At 58.0% G+C, this 22,560-nt stretch carries 16 protein-coding genes; 10 read left to right on the forward strand and 6 right to left on the reverse strand.

All coding sequences use genetic code 11. The features are described 5' to 3' along the window. Positions 1–48 precede the first annotated feature (48 nt). Positions 49–1,428 carry a DoxX family membrane protein gene (locus tag HMPREF2614_RS07805; RefSeq protein ID WP_239663056.1) on the forward strand — a complete coding sequence of 460 codons (1,380 nt, stop codon included), beginning with the start codon at positions 49–51 and terminating at the stop codon, positions 1,426–1,428. Positions 1,429–1,503: 75 nt separating this feature from the next. Next, positions 1,504–2,388, forward strand: coding sequence for a hypothetical protein (locus HMPREF2614_RS07810; protein ID WP_239663057.1), 885 nt, complete (start codon positions 1,504–1,506; stop codon positions 2,386–2,388). Between the two features lie 15 nt (positions 2,389–2,403). Here HMPREF2614_RS07810 and ilvD read toward each other — a convergent pair whose 3' ends face one another. The 3 genes from ilvD to HMPREF2614_RS07825 all read right to left on the reverse strand — a co-directional run bounded on the left by ilvD (position 2,404) and on the right by HMPREF2614_RS07825 (position 6,629). Then, positions 2,404–4,248 (reverse strand): dihydroxy-acid dehydratase, encoded by a 1,845-nt coding sequence (ilvD, locus tag HMPREF2614_RS07815; RefSeq protein ID WP_070560632.1) that lies wholly within the window; start codon positions 4,246–4,248, stop codon positions 2,404–2,406. 134 nt (positions 4,249–4,382) lie between these two features. Next, entirely contained in the window at positions 4,383–4,916 is a 534-nt protein-coding gene (locus HMPREF2614_RS07820) for a PH domain-containing protein (RefSeq protein WP_038628550.1), read from the reverse strand. 57 nt (positions 4,917–4,973) lie between these two features. After that, positions 4,974–6,629, reverse strand: coding sequence for a mechanosensitive ion channel family protein (locus tag HMPREF2614_RS07825; RefSeq protein ID WP_049181180.1), 1,656 nt, complete (start codon positions 6,627–6,629; stop codon positions 4,974–4,976). A 376-nt stretch (positions 6,630–7,005) separates the two neighbouring features. On the opposite strand from HMPREF2614_RS07825, the gene HMPREF2614_RS07830 reads away from it, so the two are divergent. The 5 genes from HMPREF2614_RS07830 (at position 7,006) to serA (ending at position 14,365) form a co-directional block, all read left to right on the forward strand. Beyond that, positions 7,006–8,916 carry an acetolactate synthase large subunit gene (locus tag HMPREF2614_RS07830; RefSeq protein WP_070560633.1) on the forward strand — a complete coding sequence of 637 codons (1,911 nt, stop codon included), beginning with the start codon at positions 7,006–7,008 and terminating at the stop codon, positions 8,914–8,916. Between the two features lie 34 nt (positions 8,917–8,950). Next, positions 8,951–9,454, forward strand: coding sequence for an acetolactate synthase small subunit (gene ilvN / locus HMPREF2614_RS07835; protein WP_038628556.1), 504 nt, complete (start codon positions 8,951–8,953; stop codon positions 9,452–9,454). 53 nt (positions 9,455–9,507) lie between these two features. Next, positions 9,508–10,524, forward strand: a complete 1,017-nt coding sequence (gene ilvC / locus HMPREF2614_RS07840) for a ketol-acid reductoisomerase (RefSeq protein WP_038628558.1) — start codon at positions 9,508–9,510, stop codon at positions 10,522–10,524. A 281-nt stretch (positions 10,525–10,805) separates the two neighbouring features. After that, positions 10,806–12,530, forward strand: a complete 1,725-nt coding sequence (locus tag HMPREF2614_RS07845) for a hypothetical protein (RefSeq protein ID WP_049181181.1) — start codon at positions 10,806–10,808, stop codon at positions 12,528–12,530. A 239-nt stretch (positions 12,531–12,769) separates the two neighbouring features. Continuing rightward, on the forward strand, positions 12,770–14,365 hold the full coding sequence (gene serA / locus HMPREF2614_RS07850) for a phosphoglycerate dehydrogenase (protein ID WP_038629526.1): 1,596 nt from the start codon (positions 12,770–12,772) through the stop codon (positions 14,363–14,365). Between the two features lie 97 nt (positions 14,366–14,462). Here the strand turns inward: serA and HMPREF2614_RS07855 are convergent, their stop codons facing one another. Further along, entirely contained in the window at positions 14,463–15,965 is a 1,503-nt protein-coding gene (locus tag HMPREF2614_RS07855; RefSeq protein WP_038628563.1) for an acetyl-CoA hydrolase/transferase family protein, read from the reverse strand. Positions 15,966–16,116: 151 nt separating this feature from the next. Beyond that, on the reverse strand, positions 16,117–17,193 hold the full coding sequence (locus HMPREF2614_RS07860; RefSeq protein WP_070560634.1) for a GTP-binding protein: 1,077 nt from the start codon (positions 17,191–17,193) through the stop codon (positions 16,117–16,119). 289 nt (positions 17,194–17,482) lie between these two features. Between HMPREF2614_RS07860 and HMPREF2614_RS07865 the strand changes: the two genes are divergently transcribed. From HMPREF2614_RS07865 to HMPREF2614_RS07875, 3 genes are all read left to right on the forward strand, one after another. After that, positions 17,483–18,997: an acetyl-CoA hydrolase/transferase family protein gene (locus HMPREF2614_RS07865; protein WP_038629527.1), complete on the forward strand. Its 1,515-nt coding sequence runs from the start codon at positions 17,483–17,485 to the stop codon at positions 18,995–18,997. Between the two features lie 202 nt (positions 18,998–19,199). Further along, on the forward strand, positions 19,200–20,723 hold the full coding sequence (locus tag HMPREF2614_RS07870) for an HNH endonuclease signature motif containing protein (protein WP_070560635.1): 1,524 nt from the start codon (positions 19,200–19,202) through the stop codon (positions 20,721–20,723). 75 nt (positions 20,724–20,798) lie between these two features. Continuing rightward, positions 20,799–21,815, forward strand: a complete 1,017-nt coding sequence (locus tag HMPREF2614_RS07875; protein ID WP_141745476.1) for a 3-isopropylmalate dehydrogenase — start codon at positions 20,799–20,801, stop codon at positions 21,813–21,815. Between the two features lie 45 nt (positions 21,816–21,860). Here the strand turns inward: HMPREF2614_RS07875 and HMPREF2614_RS07880 are convergent, their stop codons facing one another. Then, on the reverse strand, positions 21,861–22,514 hold the full coding sequence (locus tag HMPREF2614_RS07880; protein WP_070560636.1) for a mycothiol transferase: 654 nt from the start codon (positions 22,512–22,514) through the stop codon (positions 21,861–21,863). Between the last annotated feature and the right edge of the window lie 46 nt (positions 22,515–22,560).

Genomic DNA, 22,560 nt, shown 5'->3' on the forward strand with positions numbered 1-22,560 from the left:
GGCCACGCCTGCGACCAAAAGTGAGGCAGTAGTTTTAATGTGGACGATGTGAGCGACTCAGAGAAGTACCCGAACGACCGCGCCCTCGAGAATGTGGAGGACGGATTCGATGACGATCTCGACGTCCCGACCTACCGCAAGCTCGCTGAGCCAATGAACGAAGAAACCAACCGCGATGACAGCGACAACACCGCAACGCAAATTTTTCCGGGTGTGCCGGAAAAGCGCGTAGATGAGGAGCCGGAGGCGGAGGTAGACCAAGAAAACCTGCCGCCGGAATCCGCCGCTGCATCAGAGACAGTGGCAGAGACAGAGGTCGAGCCGAGCTCGGAACCGGAGCCTGAAGTTCAGGAAACCCCGAAGAAGCGCTACGACGCCTACGCCGCTGCAGGCCGCACGGCACCTCAGGTGATTAGCCCTGCCGGTAAGCCTTCGCCGCGGGATGAACAGGCCGAAACTGAATTGGCACCCGCGGCCGATAAAGAGTCGGAGGTAGCCCCGGAGTCGGAGGCGACCGAGATCTTTGAGCAGCCGGCCCGTAGCGAGCGCGTTGATTCAGATGAGGATTTCAGCCAGCCGACGCAAGCCTTCTCGGCTTCTGAAGCGGCAGCAGCGTCCACAGCGGGAACTGCCGCAAATAAGTCGGAAGCACAGTCAGCATTCGACGATGAGGCGGAGTCAACCTATGGCTCTGCACGCAATTCCGCAGCTGAGACTCAGTATTTCGATGAATCGGATTTCGCTGAACCGGCTGCCTCTCGCGATACCGCTGGTGCCGCTGGTGCCGCTGGTGTTGCAGGAGCAGGCGTAGGGGCCGCCGGGGCAACTGCGGCTACGACTACCGCCGCTGCTGACGACGATGAAGACACGGACTTCAACGACGACAACGAACCGGAGTTCCGTCGCGGTACCACCGACTTCGGCCTCCTGCTGCTGCGTCTTGGATTGGGTGCGCTGCTGTTGGTCCATGGCCTGACAACGCTGCTCGGCTGGGGCAGCTCCGGTGGCACCACTGCGCTGGAGACACAGTTTAGCCAGAACAACTTCGCCCTCGGCCCTGTGATGGCCACTGCCATCCCAACGGTTCAGCTCATCGCGGGTGCCCTGCTCATCTTAGGGCTTGCGACACCGCTGGCCGCAGCATTGGCGCTGGCATTGTCCGCCTACCTCAGCATGTTTGATGTGGCTACCTCTGCCAATGGCGTGAATATCGTCGGCCAGGATTCCAGCAACCTTCAGCTACAACTGTTGATGACCGCCATGGCACTTGGCTTGCAGTTCACCGGCCCGGGCCGCATCGGCATCGACTTCGGACGCGGCTGGGCTCGTCGTCCACTGGCATCGTCGTGGATCTTCGGAATTCTGTCCATCGCTGCAGCAATTGGCCTGTGGTGGCTGACGACCGGCACGCTGCCGTTTATCGGCTAAGGCAGCTCGCAGCTACACAAACAGTCGAGCGGCCTAAACTAGGTTCTCAGTTAGGGCCGGGGTACAATGCCCCCTATGCTAAAGTCGAGACACGCACTAAAGACCACCCTCGCGGTGGTCTTTTTCATGTCTTCGATAGGCGCGACAACGTCGATCCACTCACCATCGACAGCTGCTGCCGATGAGCACAGTGAGGTTGCAGCCTCCGTCTCGTCGGCAAGCGTCTGGCCGACACATCAGGTGAGTCTGCCACGCATGGACCTCAACGCCGAAGGGTTGATTGAGGTTGACCCACGCACGCAAATGGCGGTGAGCTACGAGCCGGTGGGCGTGGGGTACAGCAGCCAGGCATCGCAACGCCCGCTGCCGGCGCTATCCCTGATTAAGTTGTATATCGGTCAGTATGTGCTCGAACACGGCACTGCCGACGATGCCGAGCGCGTCGAAAAGATGATTTCGCGTTCCGACGACGATTTGGCAGCCGACTTCTACCGGAAGTACCCGGAATCGGTCGATTCCGTTGCGACCGAGTACGGCCTGTTCAACACCTCCGGCGGAGAAAAGTGGGGAGTATCGAGGACCACTGCGGAAGATGTGGTGTCTTTTATTTCCCAGCTTCGTCTGAAGCATCCTAATTCTGAGGTGCTTGAGGCGATGCGACACTGGTCGCCGATTGCTGCCGATGGCTATCGACAGAATTTTGGTCTTGCCGGCCTGCCCGGTTCTGAAGGCGCGAAGATGGGCTGGTCCAACCGGCGTTCGTGGCACTCTTCCGTTGTTTTTGGCCCCGGATATGTAATGGCGGCCATTACCGAGGGCAGCAAATATGCACACACCGAGGACGTCGCTGAGGGGATTGCCGACGTCGAGTACCGGGATTGGGTGAAGCCCACGCGGAAGACTGGGCGCAAAGCTACCCTAGAAACGCCAAAGGCCCGTGCGGTAAGCACAGGCCTTTAAGCGGGTTTGATCTAGCTAGTCGACAATGCGGACCGCGCCCTTATCCGCACTGGACGCCATCTTGGCATATGCGCGCAGCGCCTTGGACACCTTGCGCGGACGTGGCTTGTGGGGAGTAAACGGCTTATCGCGCTTGAGCTCTTCATCACGGCGGGCCGCAAGCTCCTCGTCGGACACCTGAATTTCGAGGCGTCGTTCTGCGACATCGATGTACACTGGGTCGCCGTTGCGGACGAGACCGATTGCGCCACCTGCAGCGGCCTCCGGGGAAACGTGACCAATCGACAGTCCAGAGGAACCGCCGGAAAAGCGGCCGTCGGTGACCAGGGCGCAAACCTTACCCAGACCAGCACCCTTGATGAATGCGGTCGGGTGCAGCATCTCCTGCATGCCCGGACCACCTGACGGCCCCTCGTAGATGACGAAGAGAACTTCGCCCGGCTGCAAGGTGCGGTTCAAGATGACAGAGACAGCCTCTTCCTGGCTCTCTACGACGCGAGCGGTGCCCTCGAAGTGGAACTGGTCCTCGCCAATACCCGCGGTCTTCAGGACAGCGCCGTCCTCGGCGATGTTGCCGCGCAGGACACAGAGACCGCCTTCCTTGGTGTAGGCGTGGTCGAAGTCGCGGATGCAGCCATTTTCGGAGTCCGTGTCCAGACTTTCCCAGCGGTTGGAAGTGGAGAACGGCTCGGTGGTGCGCACACCGCCCGGTGCTGCGTGGAACAGCTCGATGGCCTCGTCAGTGGCCTTGCCGCCGCGGATATCCCAGTTATTCAGGTGCTCCTCCAACGACGGGGAGTGTACAGAGCGGACATCCATTTGCAGCAGGCCGGCGCGACGCAGCTCGCCGAGGATGGCTGGAATACCACCGGCGCGGTGGACGTCCTCCATGTAGTAGTCAGAGTTCGGCGCTACCTTAGACAGACACGGAACACGACGGGAAATCGCGTCGATGTCAGAGAGGTCGAAGTCAATCTCGCCCTCCTGCGCGGCAGCGAGAATGTGCAGCACGGTGTTGGTGGAGCCACCCATGGCAACATCGAGCGTCATGGCGTTGACAAATGCGTCGCGGTTGGCGATGTTGCGCGGCAGCACGGACTCGTCGCCATCGTTGTAGTAGCTCTTCGCCAGGTCCACGATTAGCTCACCGGCGCGGGTGAACAAGTCGCGGCGAGCCTGCTGAGTCGCCAGCGTAGAACCATTGCCCGGCAGGGACAGGCCGAGGGCCTCGGTCAGGCAGTTCATCGAGTTTGCGGTGAACATACCCGAGCAAGAACCACAGGTCGGGCACGCCGAGCGCTCGATGTCCAGCAGGTTCTTGTCATCGACCTTGTCATTCGCGGATGCAGAAATAGCCGAGATTAGGTCAGAGCCAGGCTTGACGACGCCATCGATAACAACCGATGACCCCGATTCCATCGGCCCGCCGGAAACGAAGACCACCGGGATATTCAGGCGCAGAGCCGCATTGAGCATGCCTGGCGTGATCTTGTCACAGTTGGAAATACACACCAACGCGTCAGCGGTGTGAGCGTTGACCATGTATTCCACAGAGTCGGCAATAATTTCACGGGATGGCAGCGAGTAGAGCATGCCGTCATGTCCCATTGCGATACCGTCGTCGACGGCGATGGTGTTGAACTCACGGGGGACACCACCTGCCGCGGTTACAGCTTCCGCAACGATGTCGCCAACATCCTTCAGGTGCACGTGCCCTGGCACAAACTGGGTGTAAGAGTTTGCAATTGCGATAATCGGCTTGCCGAAGTCGCTATCGGACATGCCAGTCGCACGCCATAGGGAACGAGCGCCAGCGGCATTACGTCCGGCAGTGGTGACTTTAGAGCGAAGGGGGATCATGTGGGCTGCCCTTCCTAGATAGGGTGCAAGGTAACTAATTGTCCATACTAATCACAAAAGCCCCTAATGTCTCATTTCGCGGTCACTAGTGTCCGCATAATGAGATTTAGGGGCTTTTGTGGACTGCTTAGATGTTACTCAGCAGAGGCTTCGCCTTTAGCCTTAGCGCCTTTAACCTTGGCGTCAGCCTCAACCTCACTGGCCTTCTTCATTACGGAGTAGCCATCGCGGTCAAAGACCTCGACCTTGTCATTTTCCGCCATGCGAGCCGAAGTAATCGGATCCGGAATCAGACCGCCGGTGGCTTCCTTTAGCTCGGGCAGTGAATTAAAAGAGATGGCCGGCAGCGCGATACGCTCATCTGACTTGGTGACCGCAAAGGCTCGACCGCCCTTGTTGAAGAAGATGCCTGCAAAATCACTCCAGGGCACCGAACGGCGCTGGGACAGTAGATAAACCGCAGTGATGCCGCGTGACCCCACGGTGGTGCGTACTCGGAAAATCCAAAGCGTATAAATCAACGGTGCCAGGAAGGTAACGGCCAGCCACGGGGTAAAGCCGGCGGCAATTACACACAGCACGACCATGAACGCAACGATGAACAGATGCGTCTTCTGTGGGCGAAATCGCTGCGTCGCAATTTTTGGCTGTGGAGTCGAGTCAGTCATGGCTATTGATTGTAGCGGGTAGTTCGGATTGGCTAGTGCACGGTAGGCGGTTGCGCGTTATTGCGTATCAGCCGAGTTCGGTTCCGCGTTGTTAGTGGAGTCCGTCGACTGCGATCCACCAGTGTCCTCGTTGCCAGTGTTGCTCTGCTCGGAGCTTGGCTGGGTGGAGGTGGTGGTCGAAGGTGTGCGGTTCTGTGTGTTCTGCGGCTGCTGAGAAGTCTCCGTTGGCTGGTTTTGAGATGTCTGATTCTGCTGAGTGGTCTCGGTGGGCTGCACATTCTGTGTGGTGCTAGTCGGCTGGTTGGATGACTGTGGTGCCGACGACTCTTCCGAGTCCTCTTCCTGTGTCGCTACGCGATCGTTCCACCTGCTCGGTGCCAACCATCCAGATGGGCCGTCCTCAGTTTCGAGTGTCATCAGGTTCAAAATGAAGAGAATCAGTAAGGTTACCAGGAGTACAATCGTCGAAACGCGAGCGCGCCCACCTGCGGAGAGGGTTCGACGAACCTTCTGGCGCGTCGTGAGTGTCTTCCAATCGGGGTGGTTAATCAGCTTGCGGATGGCGCTGTTGCTTTCACTGTCTTCCTGCTCGCGTCGCGCATCGTCAAGATCGGCTCCCGCGTGCGGAAGATCGGATCGCTCATTCTCGTCTTGCTTGTCGACGGTCTGAGTTTCGATCAGCTTAGTTTCCGCGGTGACTGGCTCGACTGCTGTGTCCGGTACCATTTCGACAACCTCGGTTGGAGCGCTGTCGACGTCGTCAAGCGCCTGCTTGTTCTCGCGCTTAGCGTCGGCCTGCTTGAGCTGTTCAATCATCGTGTCATCGCGGACGTGGCCGGTGATTTCTTCGGCGGGAGCAAACGGGGTCTGTTGGGCGCGCTCGCCGTAGTCATCCCACCAGGTGTCGATGACTGCGGCGCGGATGGCGCGCTCGATAAGCCATTGGTCGCCCGGTTTGCAGTCGACAATCAAGCGCATGGTGACGGTCCACGGCAGCCCCATAACCGTTGGTGGATTGAGCTCTGTAGAGGACTGCATCTTGATTTCGGAGAGAACGGAGTCCTTGATTGAGTCCAGCGTGATTGCGCGCTTAGCAGCGGCGACGGTGCGCTCTTCCAAATCCTTAATGGAACCACCGGCGGTCATCGGTACCGGTACTTCGACGACGGCACGCGACCACTGCGAGGAGTAGTTGATACACATACGTGCCTCGGAGTTCGGCACGATAATTTCCTCGCCGTTTAGGGTTCGAATGGTCGTGGCGCGCAATGTCATATTGACGACGTCGCCCTGCACGGTGCCGGAAGGGGAATGGAACTCAACCCAATCGCCGATGCCGTACTGCTTCTCGGCAATGATGAACATGCCTCCGAGGAAGTCGGCGATGACTCCCTGGGCACCAAAACCAACAGCAGCGGAAACAACCGTTGCGGGGATGGCGGCGGCGGTTAGTGAGATTCCGAATTTCGACAGAATCGCGATGATTAAGACGAAGTACGCAATAACTTCGACGATGTAAACAACAGCGCCAATGAGCGCGCGTCGTCCCTTGGCTTGCTCGTCCTCAGAGGAGATATTTCCGTCTGCGATTGCCAGAACGAAACGTCGGATGCGGGGAACAAGAATTAGCAGAATGGCCAGGCTTGCAATGGCAAGACCGTTGCTGGCTATCCATTGCCATGCCCGTAACAACATGAATTGTAAAAATTCCATGCTCTCCACCGTAGGTCGTTCGCCTTAAGATGGGCTGAGTTTAAAGATAAGGAATTATGCATAAAGAGGAGCTTCGAGGTGAGCCGCTCTGGCGTGCCGACTCGGATACACCGCCTCTGCGCCGTCTCGGGTGCACCAGCGTATCGGGGGTGGGGGTGTTTCTGGGTAAAGTGATTCCCAAAGCTGGGGTGGGACTGCTGTGGGGAAACGGTTGGGAAGTGGGTAGGCGCTCGGGTGTTAAGCGGGCGGGGGTGTCCAATTGGCGGGATTGACTTCTCACTATGTGGACGTTAAGGTTGTAGTCAACGCCACATTCGTAGCTTCTTCGCGTGAATGTGAGTTGAGTAGTTGCCCACCATGACCCAGGAGCGAAATCGTGAACGCGCACGAGCAGCACACCCCATCGCCCGCCCAATTCGCAGCTAAGGCGCGCACCGGCGCCCCCGAGCGAATTTCTGGTGCAAAAGCCATTGTCCGATCTCTTGAAGAGCTTGGTGTTGAGGTAGCCTTCGGTATCCCCGGTGGTGCAGTGCTTCCGCTCTACGATCCGATTTATGACTCGGAAAAGCTCCGCCACGTCCTCGTGCGCCACGAGCAGGGAGCTGGTCACGCTGCCACTGGTTACGCGCAGGTTTCCGGCAAGGTCGGTGTGTGTATCGCGACTTCCGGCCCGGGTGCTACTAACCTGGTTACCCCGCTCGCGGATGCTCAGATGGACTCCGTTCCGGTTGTCGCCATCACCGGTCAGGTCGGTCGCCCGCTGCTGGGTACTGACGCTTTCCAGGAGGCTGACATCCGCGGTGTGACCATGCCGATCACTAAGCACAACTTCATGGTCACCGAAGCTGAGGACATCCCGCGCGCGCTCGCTGAGGCATTCCACCTGGCTTCTTCTGGTCGCCCAGGCCCGGTTCTGGTCGATGTTCCGAAGGACCTCCAGAATACGATGATTGACTTCACCTGGCCGCCGGAGATTGACCTGCCGGGCTACCGTCCTGTGACGACTCCGCACCAGCGTCAGATTGACGAAGCAGCTGAGATGATTGCTGCGGCCAAGCGTCCGGTGCTCTACATCGGTGGTGGCGTCATTAAGGCTGATGCTTCCACGGAGCTGGTCGAGTTCGCCGAGCAGACTGGAGTTCCGGTCGTGACCACGCTGATGGCTCGCGGCGCATTCCCGGACTCGCACCCGCTGCATATGGGTATGCCGGGCATGCACGGCAAGGTGTCCGCCGTCGCTGCTCTGCAGAAGTCCGACCTGCTCATCACTATCGGTGCGCGTTTCGACGACCGTGTTACCGGTGATCTGAATTCCTTCGCGCCGAACGCGAAGGTTATCCACGCAGACATTGACCCGGCAGAGATTGGCAAGCTCCGTGAAGTTGACGTTCCCATCGTCGGCGATGCCCGCGAGGTCCTTGCCGCACTTAGCGAGTCCTACACCAAGCTCGGTCTTAGTCGCCCCCAGATTGCCGACTGGCTGAAGCTTCTCGACGGTCTCCGCGACGAGTTCCCCCTCGGGTGGGAAGAGCCCGCTGATGGTGCAATCGCTCCGCAGTTTGTAATTCAGACCCTGTCCGACATCGTTGGCCCGGAGGCCATCTATGCCGCTGGCGTCGGCCAGCACCAGATGTGGGCAGCACAGTTCGTCCAGTACGAGAACCCGCGCACCTGGCTTAACTCCGGTGGTGCCGGCACGATGGGCTACTCAATCCCGGCTGCGATGGGCGCCAAGGCGGCTGCTCCAGAAAAGGAAGTCTGGGCCATTGATGGTGACGGTTGCTTCCAGATGACCAATCAGGAGCTAACCACCTGTGCAATGGAAGGTTTTCCCATCAAGGTTGCCTTGATCAACAACGGTAACCTGGGCATGGTTCGTCAGTGGCAGACGCTGTTCTACGATCAGCGCTACTCCAACACCAAGCTGCGCCCGGAGGACAACTCCTACCTGCCAGACTTCGTCCAGCTCTCCGAGGGGCTTGGCTGCGTGGCGATTCGCGTGACCAAGAAGGAAGATGTCGCGGCCGCAATTAAGAAGGCACGCGAGATTAATGACCGACCGGTGGTTATTGACTTCATTGTCGGTGAGGATGCTCAGGTGTGGCCGATGGTGGCAGCTGGCAAATCCAATGATGAGGTCGAATACGCCCGTGGTCTGCGCCCGCTGTTCAACGATGAGAACTCAGCGGCCGAGACCCCGGCTGACATCCACGGCACTGTTGTGGACAACGCCGAGGACGCCGCGAAGCAGCCCGACGCTAACCACCCGTCCATGAAGACCCGCTAATCGGGATCCGAAGCAACAGGAAGTGAGTCCCAAAATGGCTGAACTGCACACTCTATCCGTGTTGACCCTCGATGAGCCGGGTATTCTGGTCCGCATTGCGGGCATGTTCACCCGCCGAGGTTTCAGCATCCAGTCGATTACCTCGGGTGAAACTGAGACCGAGGGAGTCAACCGCATCACTGTCGTGGTTGAGACGGAGACGCTGCCGATCGAACAGATCACTAAGCAGCTCAACAAGCTAGTGCCCGTGCTGAAGGTGGTCCGCCAGCCCCCAGAGACCATGGTGTCGCGCGGACTGCTAATGGTGAAGGTTTCCTGCGACAACACCAATCGTCCGCAGGTCGTCGATGCCGCCAATCTCTTCCGTGCCCGCGTGGTGGACGTCTCTCAAGAGTCTGTCATCATTGAGGCGACGGGTGAGCGCTCGAAGCTTGTAGCCCTGCTGGAGGTCCTCGAGCCGTTTGGTATCCGTGAGCTCATTCAGTCCGGTACCGTCGCAATGGCACGCGGGCCGAAGCCGATGCTCCAGCCCCGCTAACAACTAAACGCTAAGATTTTTAACGAATCCGATTCGAAAAGAGGCTAATTTTAATGGCTATTGAACTGCTGTACGACGACGATGCTGATCTGTCCATCATCCAGGGGCGTAAGGTTGCCATCCTGGGCTACGGTTCCCAGGGCCACGCTCACGCTCAGAACCTGCGCGAGTCCGGTGTCGAGGTTGTTATCGGTCTGCGTGAAGGCTCCAAGTCCGCTGTGAAGGCCCAGGAAGCTGGCTTTGAGGTTAAGTCCAACGCAGATGCCGCTGCATGGGCAGACGTCATTATGGTGCTGGTTCCGGACACCACCCAGGCAAAGGTTTACAGCGAGGACATCGAGCCGAACCTGAAGGACGGCGACGCGCTGTTCTTCGGCCACGGTCTGAACATCCACTTCGACCTCATCAAGCCGGCTGACAACATCACCGTCGGTATGGTTGCTCCGAAGGGGCCGGGTCACCTGGTTCGTCGTCAGTTCGTCGATGGCAAGGGCGTTCCGTGCCTGATCGCCGTTGACCAGGATCCGAAGGGCGAGGGCCGCGACCTGGCTCTGTCTTACGCTGCAGCTATCGGTGGCGCCCGCGCTGGCGTTATCCCGACCACCTTCGAGGCAGAAACTGTGACCGACCTCTTCGGTGAGCAGGCTGTTCTCTGTGGCGGCACCGAGGAACTGGTCAAGGTCGGTTTCGAGGTTCTGGTTGAAGCTGGTTACGAGCCGGAGATGGCATACTTCGAGTGCCTGCACGAGCTGAAGCTGATTGTTGACCTGATGTTCGAGGGCGGTATTGCCAACATGAACTACTCGGTCTCCGACACCGCTGAGTTCGGTGGCTACCTGTCTGGCCCACGCGTTATTACCGCTGATACCAAGCAGCACATGCGCGAGATTCTGTCTGACATTCAGGACGGCACCTTCACCAAGCGTCTGATTGCCAACGTCGAGGGCGGCAACAAGGAGCTCGAGGACCTGCGCGCTTCCTACAACAACCACCAGATTGAAGAGGTCGGCTCCAAGCTGCGCGACCTGATGAGCTGGGTTAAGGTCGACGCTCGCGCTGAGACCGCCTAAGTTTGTTGCTTAAGCGAATCCTTCGCTTGTTCGCGAAGTAGGGCTTCATCACTGAGCTTCACCGCCGTGATGAGGCCCTTTTCGTATCTCTCTTACTCGTTTTCTTTCACTGAAACGTGTGGGGTAGACGGGTGGGATAAACGTCTGAGATAAAAGCAACTACGGCCAAACGGGTGTGGCTCCAGCCGCATCCGGGGTTCTAATCTGGGTTTAAAGGTCTCCCTCAACAAAAACGTTCGATAGTCTAATCGTTGCAATCAAATCATTTCACGGAGGTAAATGTGCGAGTATCCGCAATGACGCGGCGCGTGACGGCAACCGTTGCTCTGACGGTCAGTCTGGCGCTGGGATCGAGCGCCCTGGTCGCGTGTGGTAATTCCGACAGTGCTGTTTCCACGAAGAAGGTGGACGCTGAGTCGACGGTGCTTAGCGACGACATCGCAGCGTCGGAAAGCCTGATCGGCAGTTCGGAAGCAGTTGTCGTTTCCTCGGCTGGTGCAGCTGAGCAGCGTCGGGCGGCAGGCATTGCGGTTGCTGCTGGGCTGCCGATGCTGGTGGCTGGTTCTGCCGAAGATGCGGAAGATGACAGTACCGCCAAGAGTCCCAAGAAGGACGCTCGTGGCCACGATACTGGCGCTGATATCGCCGATGTGGAAAAAGAGATTGACCGCCTGGGCGCAAAGACAGTCCTTACAGTGGGGGCAGTTGACCTGACCGGGGGAGAGGAGCGTCAGGTTATTGCAGATCCGGGTACGACCGATGGCCTCAAGGAGCTTGTCGGTACTGAATTCAAGGTTCTCAAAGAGACGGAGTCGAAGCCGACTCGCGCTGTCGTTGAGATGGATCCGGAGAAGCCCACTGTCGTCAAGGGTGACGCAACGAAGGATGGGGGCGCCAACCAGGAAGCTCAGGATCGCGCCAGCGATGGGCAGGATGACAAGGGGCAGGAGAGCATCACGCTGCCGAAGGGATCGCCAAAGGAGGTCAAAGACAAATTGGCACTGGCCGCACCGGGTACTGGTTTGGCCTCCATTGCTACGGCCCGCGCCGCTGGTCTGAAGGTCAGTTGGTTGCCAGTGGGCGACGCGCGTGCTACCTCTGAGTCGATTTCGGCTGCTCGCGACGGCGAGTCCCTGATTGCTCTGGGTAAGGTTTTCGGCGATAAGGACAAGTTCGATCAGTCCATCGAGCTTGCCAAAAATGACAAGGTTAAGGAATTGCCGGGTGGAGGCACACTGCTGTTCCCCGGTCGTCATCTGATTGCGACGTATGGTCACCCAGGTGCCGCTCCATTGGGTGTGATGGGCGAGGATGATCCGGAGGATGCCGTCGCCCGCGCGAAGGACTACGTCAAGCAGTACGAGAAGTTCGCTGATGATCCGGTACTGCCGGCCTTCGAGATTATTGCTTCAGTCGCACAGGCAGACCCGGGCCCGCGCGGTGACTACTCTGAGCCAGCTCCGGTTGAGACTCTGAAGCCGTACGTCGAGGCCATGACCAAGGCCGGCGGCTACGTCATCATCGACTTGCAGCCGGGCAGTGCAGACTTCCTGGACCAGGCCAAGTTCTACGAAGAACTGCTGAAGATGCCAAACGTCGGTCTGGCGCTGGATCCGGAGTGGAAGATGGAACCGGGGCAGGTTCCGGCGACTCAGGTTGGTCACGTTAAGGCTGAAGAGGTCAACCGCGTTGCTGATTGGCTGGCTGAGCTGACTCGTAAGAACAACCTTCCGCAGAAGATGCTGATGCTGCACCAGTTCCAGCTACAGATGATTCGCGATCGCGAGACGCTGGATCTGTCGCACCCGGAGCTCGCATTCGTACTGCATGCCGACGGCCATGGCACCGCGCAGGAAAAGTTTGAGACCTGGAACGTCATGCTGCAGGATTTGCAGCCGGAGATTTTCGAGGCGTGGAAGAACTTCATCGACGAGGACCAGCCGATGTTTACTCCTGAGGAGACCATGAACATCGAACCGCGTCCATGGTTGGTTACGTACCAGTAGGTTATAGACCAGCAGAAATAAAAATAAAACGCGAAGAGTTTTGCCGACTTGAATGTCGGGGGCAACGGCGCTTACTCCCTAAACAAAGGGTAGTAAGCGCCGTTTTGCTTAGGTAAGTACCCCCGCGCCTCACCCCCAGAGTTTATGATGAGACGTAATGCGCGTGCACGCTTTAGTAGTTTTCTTAAGTGACACCGCACATACTGCATAAATTTTTCGAGACAAACCAGGAGATGCTTGTGAGCCAGAACGCTCGCCCCGTTGTCCTCATCGCCGACAAGCTGGCACAGTCCACAGTGGACGCATTGGGGGATTCTGTTGAGGTCCGTTGGGTAGATGGCCCGAACCGCGCTGAGCTCCTGGCTGCGGTTGGTGACGCTGACGCACTGCTCGTCCGCTCTGCTACCACCGTGGATCAGGAAGTCCTCGAGGCTGCTCCGAATCTGAAGATCGTCGGCCGCGCCGGCGTTGGCCTGGATAACGTCGACATCGATACCGCTACCAAGCGCGGCGTCATGGTTGTCAACGCTCCGACCTCCAATATTCACTCTGCATGTGAGCACGCAATCGCACTGCTGCTGGCCACCGCTCGCCAGCTGCCGGCTGCGGACGCGTCCCTGCGTGAGGGGGAGTGGAAGCGCTCTTCCTTCAAGGGCGTCGAAATCTTCGGCAAGACTGTCGGTATCGTCGGTTTCGGTCACATCGGCCAGCTGTTTGCGCAGCGTCTCGCTGCTTTTGAGACCAACATCATTGCGTACGATCCGTACGCGAACCCGGCCCGTGCTGCTCAGCTCGGTGTCGAGCTGGTTGAGCTGGAAGACCTGATGGCTCGCGCTGATTTCGTGACCATCCACCTGCCGAAGACCAAGGAAACCGCTGGCATGTTCGATGCTGAGCTCCTGGGCAAGGCCAAGAAGGGACAGATCATCATCAACGCTGCCCGCGGCGGTCTCGTCGACGAGCAGGCGCTTGCCGACGCGATTAAGGCTGGCAACATCCGCGGTGCTGGCTTCGACGTGTACGCGACCGAGCCGTGCACGGATTCCCCGCTGTTTGGCCTGCCGGAAACTGTTTGTGCTCCGCACCTGGGCGCCTCCACCGTTGAGGCTCAGGACCGCGCCGGTACCGATGTCGCTAAGTCCGTACTGCTGGCACTGGCTGGCGAGTTCGTCCCGGATGCCGTCAACGTTTCCGGTGGCGCTGTTGGCGAAGAGGTGGCCCTGTGGCTCGAGCTGGCTCGTGAGCTGGGTCTGGTTGCTGGTGGTCTGCTGGAGGGCGCTCCGGCCGCTGTTGAGGTCACCGCTCGCGGTGAGCTGCACACTGAGGACGTTAACGTTCTGGGGATGGCAGCAATCCGTGGACTGTTCTCCCTCATGGTGGAAGAGCCTGTCACTTTCGTTAACGCTCCGCGTATTGCAGAAGAGCGGGGTGTGACCTTCACTGTCGAGACTGAGCCGGAGTCCGTCTCCCACCGCTCCGTCCTCGAGGTCAAGGTCATCGGCGCTGATGGCTCCACCGCTACCGTCGTTGGTGCTCTCACTGGCCTGAACCGCGTTGAGAAGATTGTTCGTATCAATGGCCGCGGCATCGACATGCGTGCTCAGGGCCGTAACCTCTTCCTGCTGTACAAGGACGTTCCGGGTGCTCTGGGCCGCGTAGCTACCACCCTGGGTGAGTCCGGTATCAACATCGAGGCTGCTGCTCTGTCTCCGCAGGAAGCAGATCAGACTGCCATCCTGGTACTGCGTGTTTCCAAGGAGGTTCCGGAGGAGCTCGTCGAGAAGATTGCCGAGGAAATCTCCGCTACTCATGCTCTGCAGCTTGAGCTGGACTAGTTCTGAACGACTAGGCGTTTTAGGGCTACTTCCTAGCCTATGAAAAATCCCCTCCAACCGGAGGGGATTTTTGTTTGCCTGCTAGGTTTTACAAGCCTTAGCCCTTCATCGAGCCCTTCTCAATCATGTTGACGTGGAAGTCGAAGGCAGTGCGCAAATCGTGCGGGGTCGACATGCCCGGAGCGGTCTTCAGCGCGCGCTCGTAGTACTCCTCCAGCAGTGGCTGGTACTCCGGGTGTGCAACGGAAATCATCTTAGCCACGCGGTCACGCGGTGCCAGGCCACGCAGGTCAGCGAATCCACGCTCGGTGATGATGACCATGGCGTCGTGCTCGGTGTGGTCAATGTGCGAAGCGAACGGAACGATTGTCGAAATCGCACCGTCCTTCGCCAGCGACGGCGAGATGAACGAGGAAACGAAGGCGTTACGGGTGAAGTCACCGGAACCACCGATACCGTTCATCATGCGGCTGCCGTTGATGTGGGTGGAGTTGACGTTGCCGTAGATGTCGGCCTCAATCATGCCGTTGGTGGCGATCAGGCCCACACGACGGACAACCTCCGGGTGGTTGGAGATCTGCTGCGGGCGCAGGATGATGTTCTTGCGGTAGCGAGCAGCCTCGTTGTTCATGCGCTCGGCTGCTTCTGGAGACAGGGAGAAGGAGGTAGCCGAAGCGACGGTCATCTTACCTGCGTCAATCAGGTCAATCATGCCGTCCTGAATAACCTCGGTGTAGGCCTTGATGTTCTCAAACTTGGAGTCCAACAGACCTGCCATCACAGCGTTCGGCACGTTACCGACGCCCGACTGCATGATGTACTGGTCGTAAGCCAGGCGACCCGCGCGAACTTCGCCCTCGAGGAAGTCGAGGAAGTGGCCAGCAATGGCCTTCGAGGTCTCATCCAACGGCTTGAACGGGGAGTTGCGGTCCGGCGCGTTGGTCTCGACAACTGCGACAACCTTGTCCAGGTTGATGTCGATGTAAGGGGTACCAATGCGATCACCCGGGGCATTGATCGGCACCGGCGTGCGGTTAGGCAGGTGCTGAATGCGGTAGATGTCGTGCATGCCCTCGAGTTCCTCGGACTGCCACGAGTTGACCTCAATGATGATCTTGTCAGCGTTGTCCATCCACTCGACGTTGTTGCCAACGCTTGACGACGGAATGAGGTGTCCATCTTCCGTAATACGAGTGACCTCTACAATTGCGGCGTCAATCGGCAGGAAGCCCTGCTCGATGTACAGCGCGGAGTGGGAGAGATGGATGTCCTGGTACTTTGCCTTGCCGGCGTTGATGGACTTACGCAGTGCCGGATCTCCCTGGTACGGCATGCGGTAGCGGATGATGTCAGCTTCTGCCATCACGCCGTCACAGTCCGGGGCGGTGGAAGCGCCGGTGTAGATGTCGACAGCGAATTCTTCACCCTTGGCGTGGAGTTCCTTGCCTCGGTTTGCCAGCGCAGTCGGCAGAGCCTTCGGGTAGCCAGCACCGGTGAAGCCAGAGATGCCGAGGGCATCACCGTGATTGATAAACTGTGCCGCCTCGTCGGCGGTCATTACTTTGCCGCGCAAACCGGCATGTGCGATGCGATCAGACATGTCATCTCCTAGATTGACTGTTCGACTTTAGTTTTGTCGCCTAACCTAGCATGCGCTAACAGCGTGTTGCCACACCCGCAGGTTGGGAAGTGATTCATGGCATAGTAATCGCTTCAGCTGGTTGTTTATCGGCGCTCTTCCAGGGGCTTTGCTACAGCAACTCCCGCACTTCTTCGTCGGTCAGCATGGCATCCTCGAATGCTTGCAGTGTGGCCTCTGGGTTAAATTTCACACCGATGAGTACGACCTCATTGGATGGTGGGACATCGGTTTGTGCCCACATGACAGCAGGGGTGATCTTCAGGTTCGGTCCCGCCTGACTCCACACGTGGGCGACTTCGAGGCGGTCGGAAATCCAGCAGTGCCCCTTGGATCGTACGAGGCCCTTTGTGCCGCGGAGGGCCTTGATTAGTCGTTCGCGGTCGAAGGGGCGGTTGCCTCGGAAAACAACCGAAGAAATACCGTATTCTTCGGTCTCCGGCGTGTGGGGATTCGCAAGTTCTTCTGCATATCCGTGGAAAGTGGCCGCCGTGCCTTCGTCGTAAAGCGATGCGTCGAGAATGGCGGAGGTGGCGATTTCTCCGTTAGTCACGCGGACGATGCGTGCACGAGGGTTCATTGCGCGGATGGTTTCCTCGGTACCGCCGGTGAGCTTTTCGCCTGCGAGATCGGATTTGGTGATGAGGATGAGATCGGCGAATTCCACCTGGTCGACAAGGAGGTCGGCGACCGTGCGTTCGTCGTCAGGCAGTGCACGCCCCTGGCGGAGGCTGTCGAGGAATGTGGAGGCGTCGACGAGCGTGACCATCGTGTCGATGGGGGCGATGTCGGCGAGGCGACGGCCGTCGTCGAATTCCCACTCGAAGGTAGCGGCGACTGGCATGGGTTCGGAGATGCCGGTGGATTCGATGACGATGTGCTCGAATTTGCCGCTGCGCGCGAGCTTGCCGACGTTTTCAACGAGGTCATCTCGCAGTGTGCAGCAGATGCAGCCGTTGGACATTTCGATGAAACGGTCTTCGCCGCGCTCGAGATATGTGCCCTGCTCGATCAGGGCGGCGTCGACGTTGACTTCCGAGAAGTCGTTGACGATAACCGCGATTTTGCGCCCCTGTGAGTTTGCCAGGAGGTTGTTCAGGAGCGTGGTCTTGCCGGCGCCCAGGAATCCGGACAGGATGGTGACGGGAGTGGTCGGGGTGGTGATATCAGAAAATTCGGTAGAAGTCACCCAACAAGACTAGCGTACTGAAAATGATTATCAATAACGTGTGCGTAAATTAAGGTGCGGGGAAGGTTGTAAATGTGTCGTATGGCTGATTATTGGCCAGTTGTGACGTAGGGCATAAAACGGTGTTGTAGTCGGTTTTAGTGGCGCATGGAGCGTGCCTAAAACGGGGGCGCTTTCGGGCTTCTGAATGAAGGGTGCTAACCGCTTCGTTGATAGGGTTGGGGGTGTGCTTCGGTGTTCGAAGTGCTACCCCCGATAGTCGCGTTGGGGGATGCAGAAAGGTGAGTTCATGTCAGATCGTATTGCCCATGCCGGCCTCAAATCCAAGGTGATGACCGCGCAGGAGGCGGCACAGTTCATCAATCACGGAGATATGGTGGGCTTTGCCGGATTTACCGGCGCCGGTTATCCGAAGGTTGTTCCGCCGGCTCTCGCTGAGCGCATGGAGGCCGCTCACGAACGGGGTGACGAGTTCAAGATTAAGGTCTTGACCGGTGCTTCTACCGCTCCGGAACTCGATGGTGTGTTGGCAAGGGCCAATGGTGTCGAGTGGCGCATGCCATACCAGTCTGATCCGACAATGCGTAGCCTCATTAATGCGGGCGACGCGTACTACAGTGATATTCACCTTTCGCACTCTGGTCCGATGACGGAGCAGGGCTTCTTTGGTCCGGTCAATGTTGCCGTCGTTGAAGCCGTTCGCATTAAGGCCGATGGCTCCCTGATTCTTTCCTCTTCGGTTGGTAATAGTGTTTCATATTTGAATGCCGCCGAGAAGATCATCATTGAGGTCAACTCCTGGCAATCTGAGGACCTCGAGGGCATGCATGATATCTACAGTGTCGGCCTGCCTCCGAACCGCAAGGAGATTCCGATTCTGACTCCGGGTGACCGTATTGGCACCCCGTATGTTCCGATTGATGTCGACAAGGTTGTTGCTGTCGTTGAGACTAACGCCGAGGATCGTAACTCGCCGTTCAAGCCGCTGGATGATGACTCTAAGGCCATTGCGGGTTACCTGCTCGACTTCCTCGATTGTGAGGTCAAGGCCGGACGTCTGCCGGAGAACCTGCTGCCGATGCAGTCGGGTGTCGGCAACATTCCAAACGCCGTGCTTGCGGGGCTGCTTGACTCCAAGTATGAGAACCTGACCTCCTTTACTGAGGTTATTCAGGATGGAATGATTAACCTGATGGATGCTGGCAAGCTGACCATGGCTTCCGGCACTGCTTTCTCGCTGTCTCCGGAATATGCAGCTCGAATGAATGAGAATGCTGCTGACTACCGTGACAAGATTGTGCTGCGTCCGCAGGATCTCTCTAATAACCCGGGGCTGACTCGCCGTATGGGTCTGATTGCCACTAACGGCATGATTGAGGCCGACATCTACGGTAATGTCAACTCCACTCACGTGGCTGGCTCGCGCTTGATGAACGGTATTGGTGGCTCCGGCGACTTCACCCGCAACGCCTACATTTCGTCGTTCGTGTCTCCGTCGTTGGCTAAGAATGGCAATATTTCTGCTATCGTGCCCATGGTCTCCCATGTTGACCACACTGAACACGATGTGATGGTTATCATCACTGAGCAGGGTCTGGCTGACCTCCGTGGTCTGGCCCCACGTCAGCGCTCCCGCCTTATTATCGAGAAGTGTGCTCACCCGATGTACAAGGAGGCGCTGCTCGAGTACGTTGAGCGTGCCGAGAAGGCCACTCCGTACCTGCACACTCCGCATGACCTGGGTACTTCTTACGACTTCCACCGTCGCTTCCTTGAGAACGGCTCGATGAAGCCGGTCGATTAAGGTTCTAGCGCGTTTCCCGCTTTACGACGAAGTTTGCGTCGTAGGGCGGGATTTGCTTTTAGTATCGTCTCGAAAGAGTGTTCGAATTTGGCGGTGATTCTTGGGCTTGGGTGGCGGTTTGAATCCGGGGTGAGGGATATGGTGTGGGCGAATTGATAAAGAACTGTTCGTTAGGGGACCTCGTTAGGGAGGGGGCAGTGCAATGTCGGAGTTGGAATCGTGTGGGGAATTTCGCTTCAGTCATGAGGTGAGGGCTCATCCGCTCGCTGAAGTGATGCGGGAGATTAATCGCTTGCAAGTGGTTATCGCTCAGCGGGTCGCACCACCAGATGATGGCGATGTTGAAGCTCATCTGGCTTATTGGTCGGTGGTGCTGGGCATCTCGCGCACCGAAGTGAATAAATATATGGAAATTGGCTACATGCTTGGGCGCATGCCGCAATTGGCGGAAATGTGTCGGGAGCGCGGGCACTTGTCAATGAAGCATTTGACAATGCTCGGAAAACACACACGCCCTGTAGTCGATGAAAAAGTTGACGCAGTTGAGTCGGGTCTCGTGGATGTCGTTAAGCCAAGGCGAGACGGGGAAGCGCTCCGTGGAGTGCGGGCGATGGCAACGCGGGTGCAGCGAGTGATTGGTGAGTGTGCTCCGGAAGTCCGGCCACGCGATGTGGATGTCGCTGGGTTGCACACTGATAGGGTCCTGGCCCGGAATGTGGAAGCGACCGTAGATGCTGCAATTGATGCGGCGGCATATCAAGTCGAGAAGGATGGGGAATCTGCGGAGGATCCCGCGGAGTCGCCTGAGGTGCAGGAGGTTCAAGCTGCGGCTCTCGATTACTTTGGCGATCGCATGACGGCTAAGGAGTTTATCGCGGTTGATGAACATGGTGACGCTGGAGTGGCAACGCTGACTACTGTGCTCGAGCGACATCATGCGGTGGAAGCCCTTGCAATTATCGACGCAGTGGCTAAGCAGATGAAGGTGAGTCGCGCGGCAGCTTTCATGCATGCGCTACGCGGTACTTGTGAGGTGGAGGTGAATCTGGAGCTCTTCCGAGTGCTCTCTCTCGGGGAGGATGGCGAACCGGAAAACACTCCAGTGTGGCTCGCTGGTGCTGGTTGGCTTTCTACGCTGGTGGCCGAGTCTTGGCTGAAACGGGTATCGACATTGCGGGTGCTGGGGGATAGTGCCGTTGAGGGCTATCGACCCTCCGAGTCGCAGCGTGCATTCGTGCGTGCCCGTGACGGTGTGTGTAGTTTTCCTGGATGCGATATCCCTGCGGAAAAGTGCGATATCGACCATATTGTGGAATTTGATCACAGTCTTTCCGGTGGTGAGCGGCAAATGGAAGGGGCTACGCACACGGATAATCTCCATTGTCTTTGTCGACGGCACCACAACCTTAAAACTGCTGGTATATGGCGAGTTGTTCGAGGTGATGATGGGACTGAAGCCTGGACGTTCCTCTCTTGTGATGAGGGGCCGTTTGCGCACTCGGACAAAGAGCACACTGGGCATGGTCGTTACACCTTTGCCTCGCAGACTGAAAAGAAAACCGCTGCGCTGGCCGAGCACAATGAGAAACGTCGCAAACTGCATGACAGCCTCCGCAGTCTAGTGGATAAGGTGCGGAGGGATTTGGAAAAGGAGAGGGCAGTAGACGGGGTGGATTGTGAAAGCGATAGAGATGGTAAAAACCGCGGAGACAGTGATGGGGAGTGAGTGCTAGGTTCTGCTACACTCATTTGTGTCCATATAGTGAGAAGGGTATCTCAAAAAATGACTGAGGTAGGAAAGCTGAAGATTGCCGTCATCCCGGGGGATGGCATCGGCACGGAAGTTACGGCAGAAGCACTGAAGGTGCTGGAGGCTGCTATCGGCGAGTTCGACACCACCGAGTATGACCTCGGTTCGCGTCGCTACTTGCGCAATGGCGAACTGCTCACCGACGCCGACCTTGACTCTCTGCGCGAGCACGACGCTATTCTGCTCGGTGCCATCGGTGACCCGGCGAACGTTCCCCCGGGCGTTCTCGAACGCGGACTGCTGCTGAAGATGCGCTTCGCGCTGGATCACCACGTTAACCTGCGTCCTTCCAAGCTCTTCCCGGGCGTCGAGTCTCCGCTGAAGAACCCGGGCGAGATTGATTTCGTGGTCGTCCGCGAGGGAACCGAAGGTGCCTACACCGGTAACGGCGGTGCGATTCGCGTCGGCACGCCACACGAGGTTGCCAACGAGACCTCCGTCAATACCCGCTTCGGTGCTGAGCGCGTTGTTCGCTACGCCTTCGAGCTGGCTATGACCCGTCGCAAGAAGCTGACACTCGTCCACAAGACCAATGTGCTGGTGCACGGCGGCGGTATGTGGCAGCGTACGGTCGACGAGGTCGCTAAGGAATACCCTGAGGTAGATGTCGATTACTCGCACATCGACGCTGCGACGATTTACCTCGTCACTAATCCTTCGCGTTTCGACGTCATCGTCACCGACAATCTCTTCGGCGACATCATTACTGATGAAGCTGGTGCAGTTTCGGGCGGTATTGGCCTGGCAGCGTCCGGCAACATTGACGCCTCCAATACCAACCCGTCCATGTTTGAGCCCGTTCACGGCTCCGCGCCCGACATTGCTGGCAAGGGGATCGCTGACCCGACGGCAGCCATTCTGTCGGGTGCCATGATGCTTCGCCATCTGGGTCGTGAGGAAGACGCTCAGCGCATCGAAGCTGCTGTGGAAGCTGACATGGCTACCCGCGGTAGTGGCCCAATCAAGACCAGTGAAGTTGGCGACCGCATTGCTGCTGCTTTGAAGTAGCGCATGCGGTAGTGCAAACAGTAGTGCAGTAAAACAGGGGAAGGGTTAGACAATCACAGTTTTGCCATCGACGGTAGTGATGTGAGTCTTACCGTCGGCGGTGTGCTCGATGAAGTCCGACGCATGTCCGACCTGGGCAAGCACATTGATGATGGTGTCGAGGGTGTGTGGGGAAGGGCTTTCTGCGCCGCCATCGGGGCCATTCCCTCCCAGCCCTGCCACCAGTGCATCCCTCGTAATCTCCGCATGTCCCAGGTGCTGAGCCGCCTCGTGGAAGACATGCACAATCACTCCTTCGATGCTGCCGCACCACCAACGGTCTTTATCGGTAGGAATCGCAGCAGGAGCACCAGCGCGGTCAACGCCTTGCAGCTCCACCAGCGCGGATTCAATAGCCGCGCGATCACGGTGGTAAATCTCCAGCCCTTCCGAAACACTGCAATGAGCAGAAAACTCCCCATCGCGATTGCGGACATAATCGCGCCCAAGGCAGACGCGCTCGAGCCAGTACCTCGCAGATCCAGTCACATGCCGTAGCAGCACTGCCAGGGAGTTAATGGCTGGGATAGGGAGGGTTGCGTTGAAGGTGTCGTCGTCAAGCGTGGCGACGAGTGCCGCGAGCTTGTCCATCCTGCCGAGGATGTGGGCATCGAGCGGCCATTCGGGATTTGTGGAAGCGCTGTGTGTGGAATCGGTCATAAGGTCGAGTATTCCCGCAAATCACTCCTATTGGGGCCAAAAATAG

Source organism: Corynebacterium sp. HMSC074C11, assembly GCF_001809455.1.
Lineage (GTDB): Bacteria > Actinomycetota > Actinomycetes > Mycobacteriales > Mycobacteriaceae > Corynebacterium > Corynebacterium amycolatum.

What these genes read in the sequence shown, in the direction of transcription:
- ilvN (WP_038628556.1), top strand. Translation starts at nt 8,951, where the DNA reads ATGGCTGAACTGCACACTCTATCCGTGTTGACCCTCGATGAGCCGGGT.
- HMPREF2614_RS07870 (WP_070560635.1), top strand. Translation starts at nt 19,200, where the DNA reads ATGTCGGAGTTGGAATCGTGTGGGGAATTTCGCTTCAGTCATGAGGTG.
- HMPREF2614_RS07855 (WP_038628563.1), bottom strand. Translation starts at nt 15,965, where the DNA reads ATGTCTGATCGCATCGCACATGCCGGTTTGCGCGGCAAAGTAATGACC.
- HMPREF2614_RS07810 (WP_239663057.1), top strand. Translation starts at nt 1,504, where the DNA reads ATGCTAAAGTCGAGACACGCACTAAAGACCACCCTCGCGGTGGTCTTT.
- HMPREF2614_RS07865 (WP_038629527.1), top strand. Translation starts at nt 17,483, where the DNA reads ATGTCAGATCGTATTGCCCATGCCGGCCTCAAATCCAAGGTGATGACC.
- HMPREF2614_RS07880 (WP_070560636.1), bottom strand. Translation starts at nt 22,514, where the DNA reads ATGACCGATTCCACACACAGCGCTTCCACAAATCCCGAATGGCCGCTC.
- HMPREF2614_RS07820 (WP_038628550.1), bottom strand. Translation starts at nt 4,916, where the DNA reads ATGACTGACTCGACTCCACAGCCAAAAATTGCGACGCAGCGATTTCGC.
- HMPREF2614_RS07825 (WP_049181180.1), bottom strand. Translation starts at nt 6,629, where the DNA reads ATGGAATTTTTACAATTCATGTTGTTACGGGCATGGCAATGGATAGCC.
- ilvD (WP_070560632.1), bottom strand. Translation starts at nt 4,248, where the DNA reads ATGATCCCCCTTCGCTCTAAAGTCACCACTGCCGGACGTAATGCCGCT.
- ilvC (WP_038628558.1), top strand. Translation starts at nt 9,508, where the DNA reads ATGGCTATTGAACTGCTGTACGACGACGATGCTGATCTGTCCATCATC.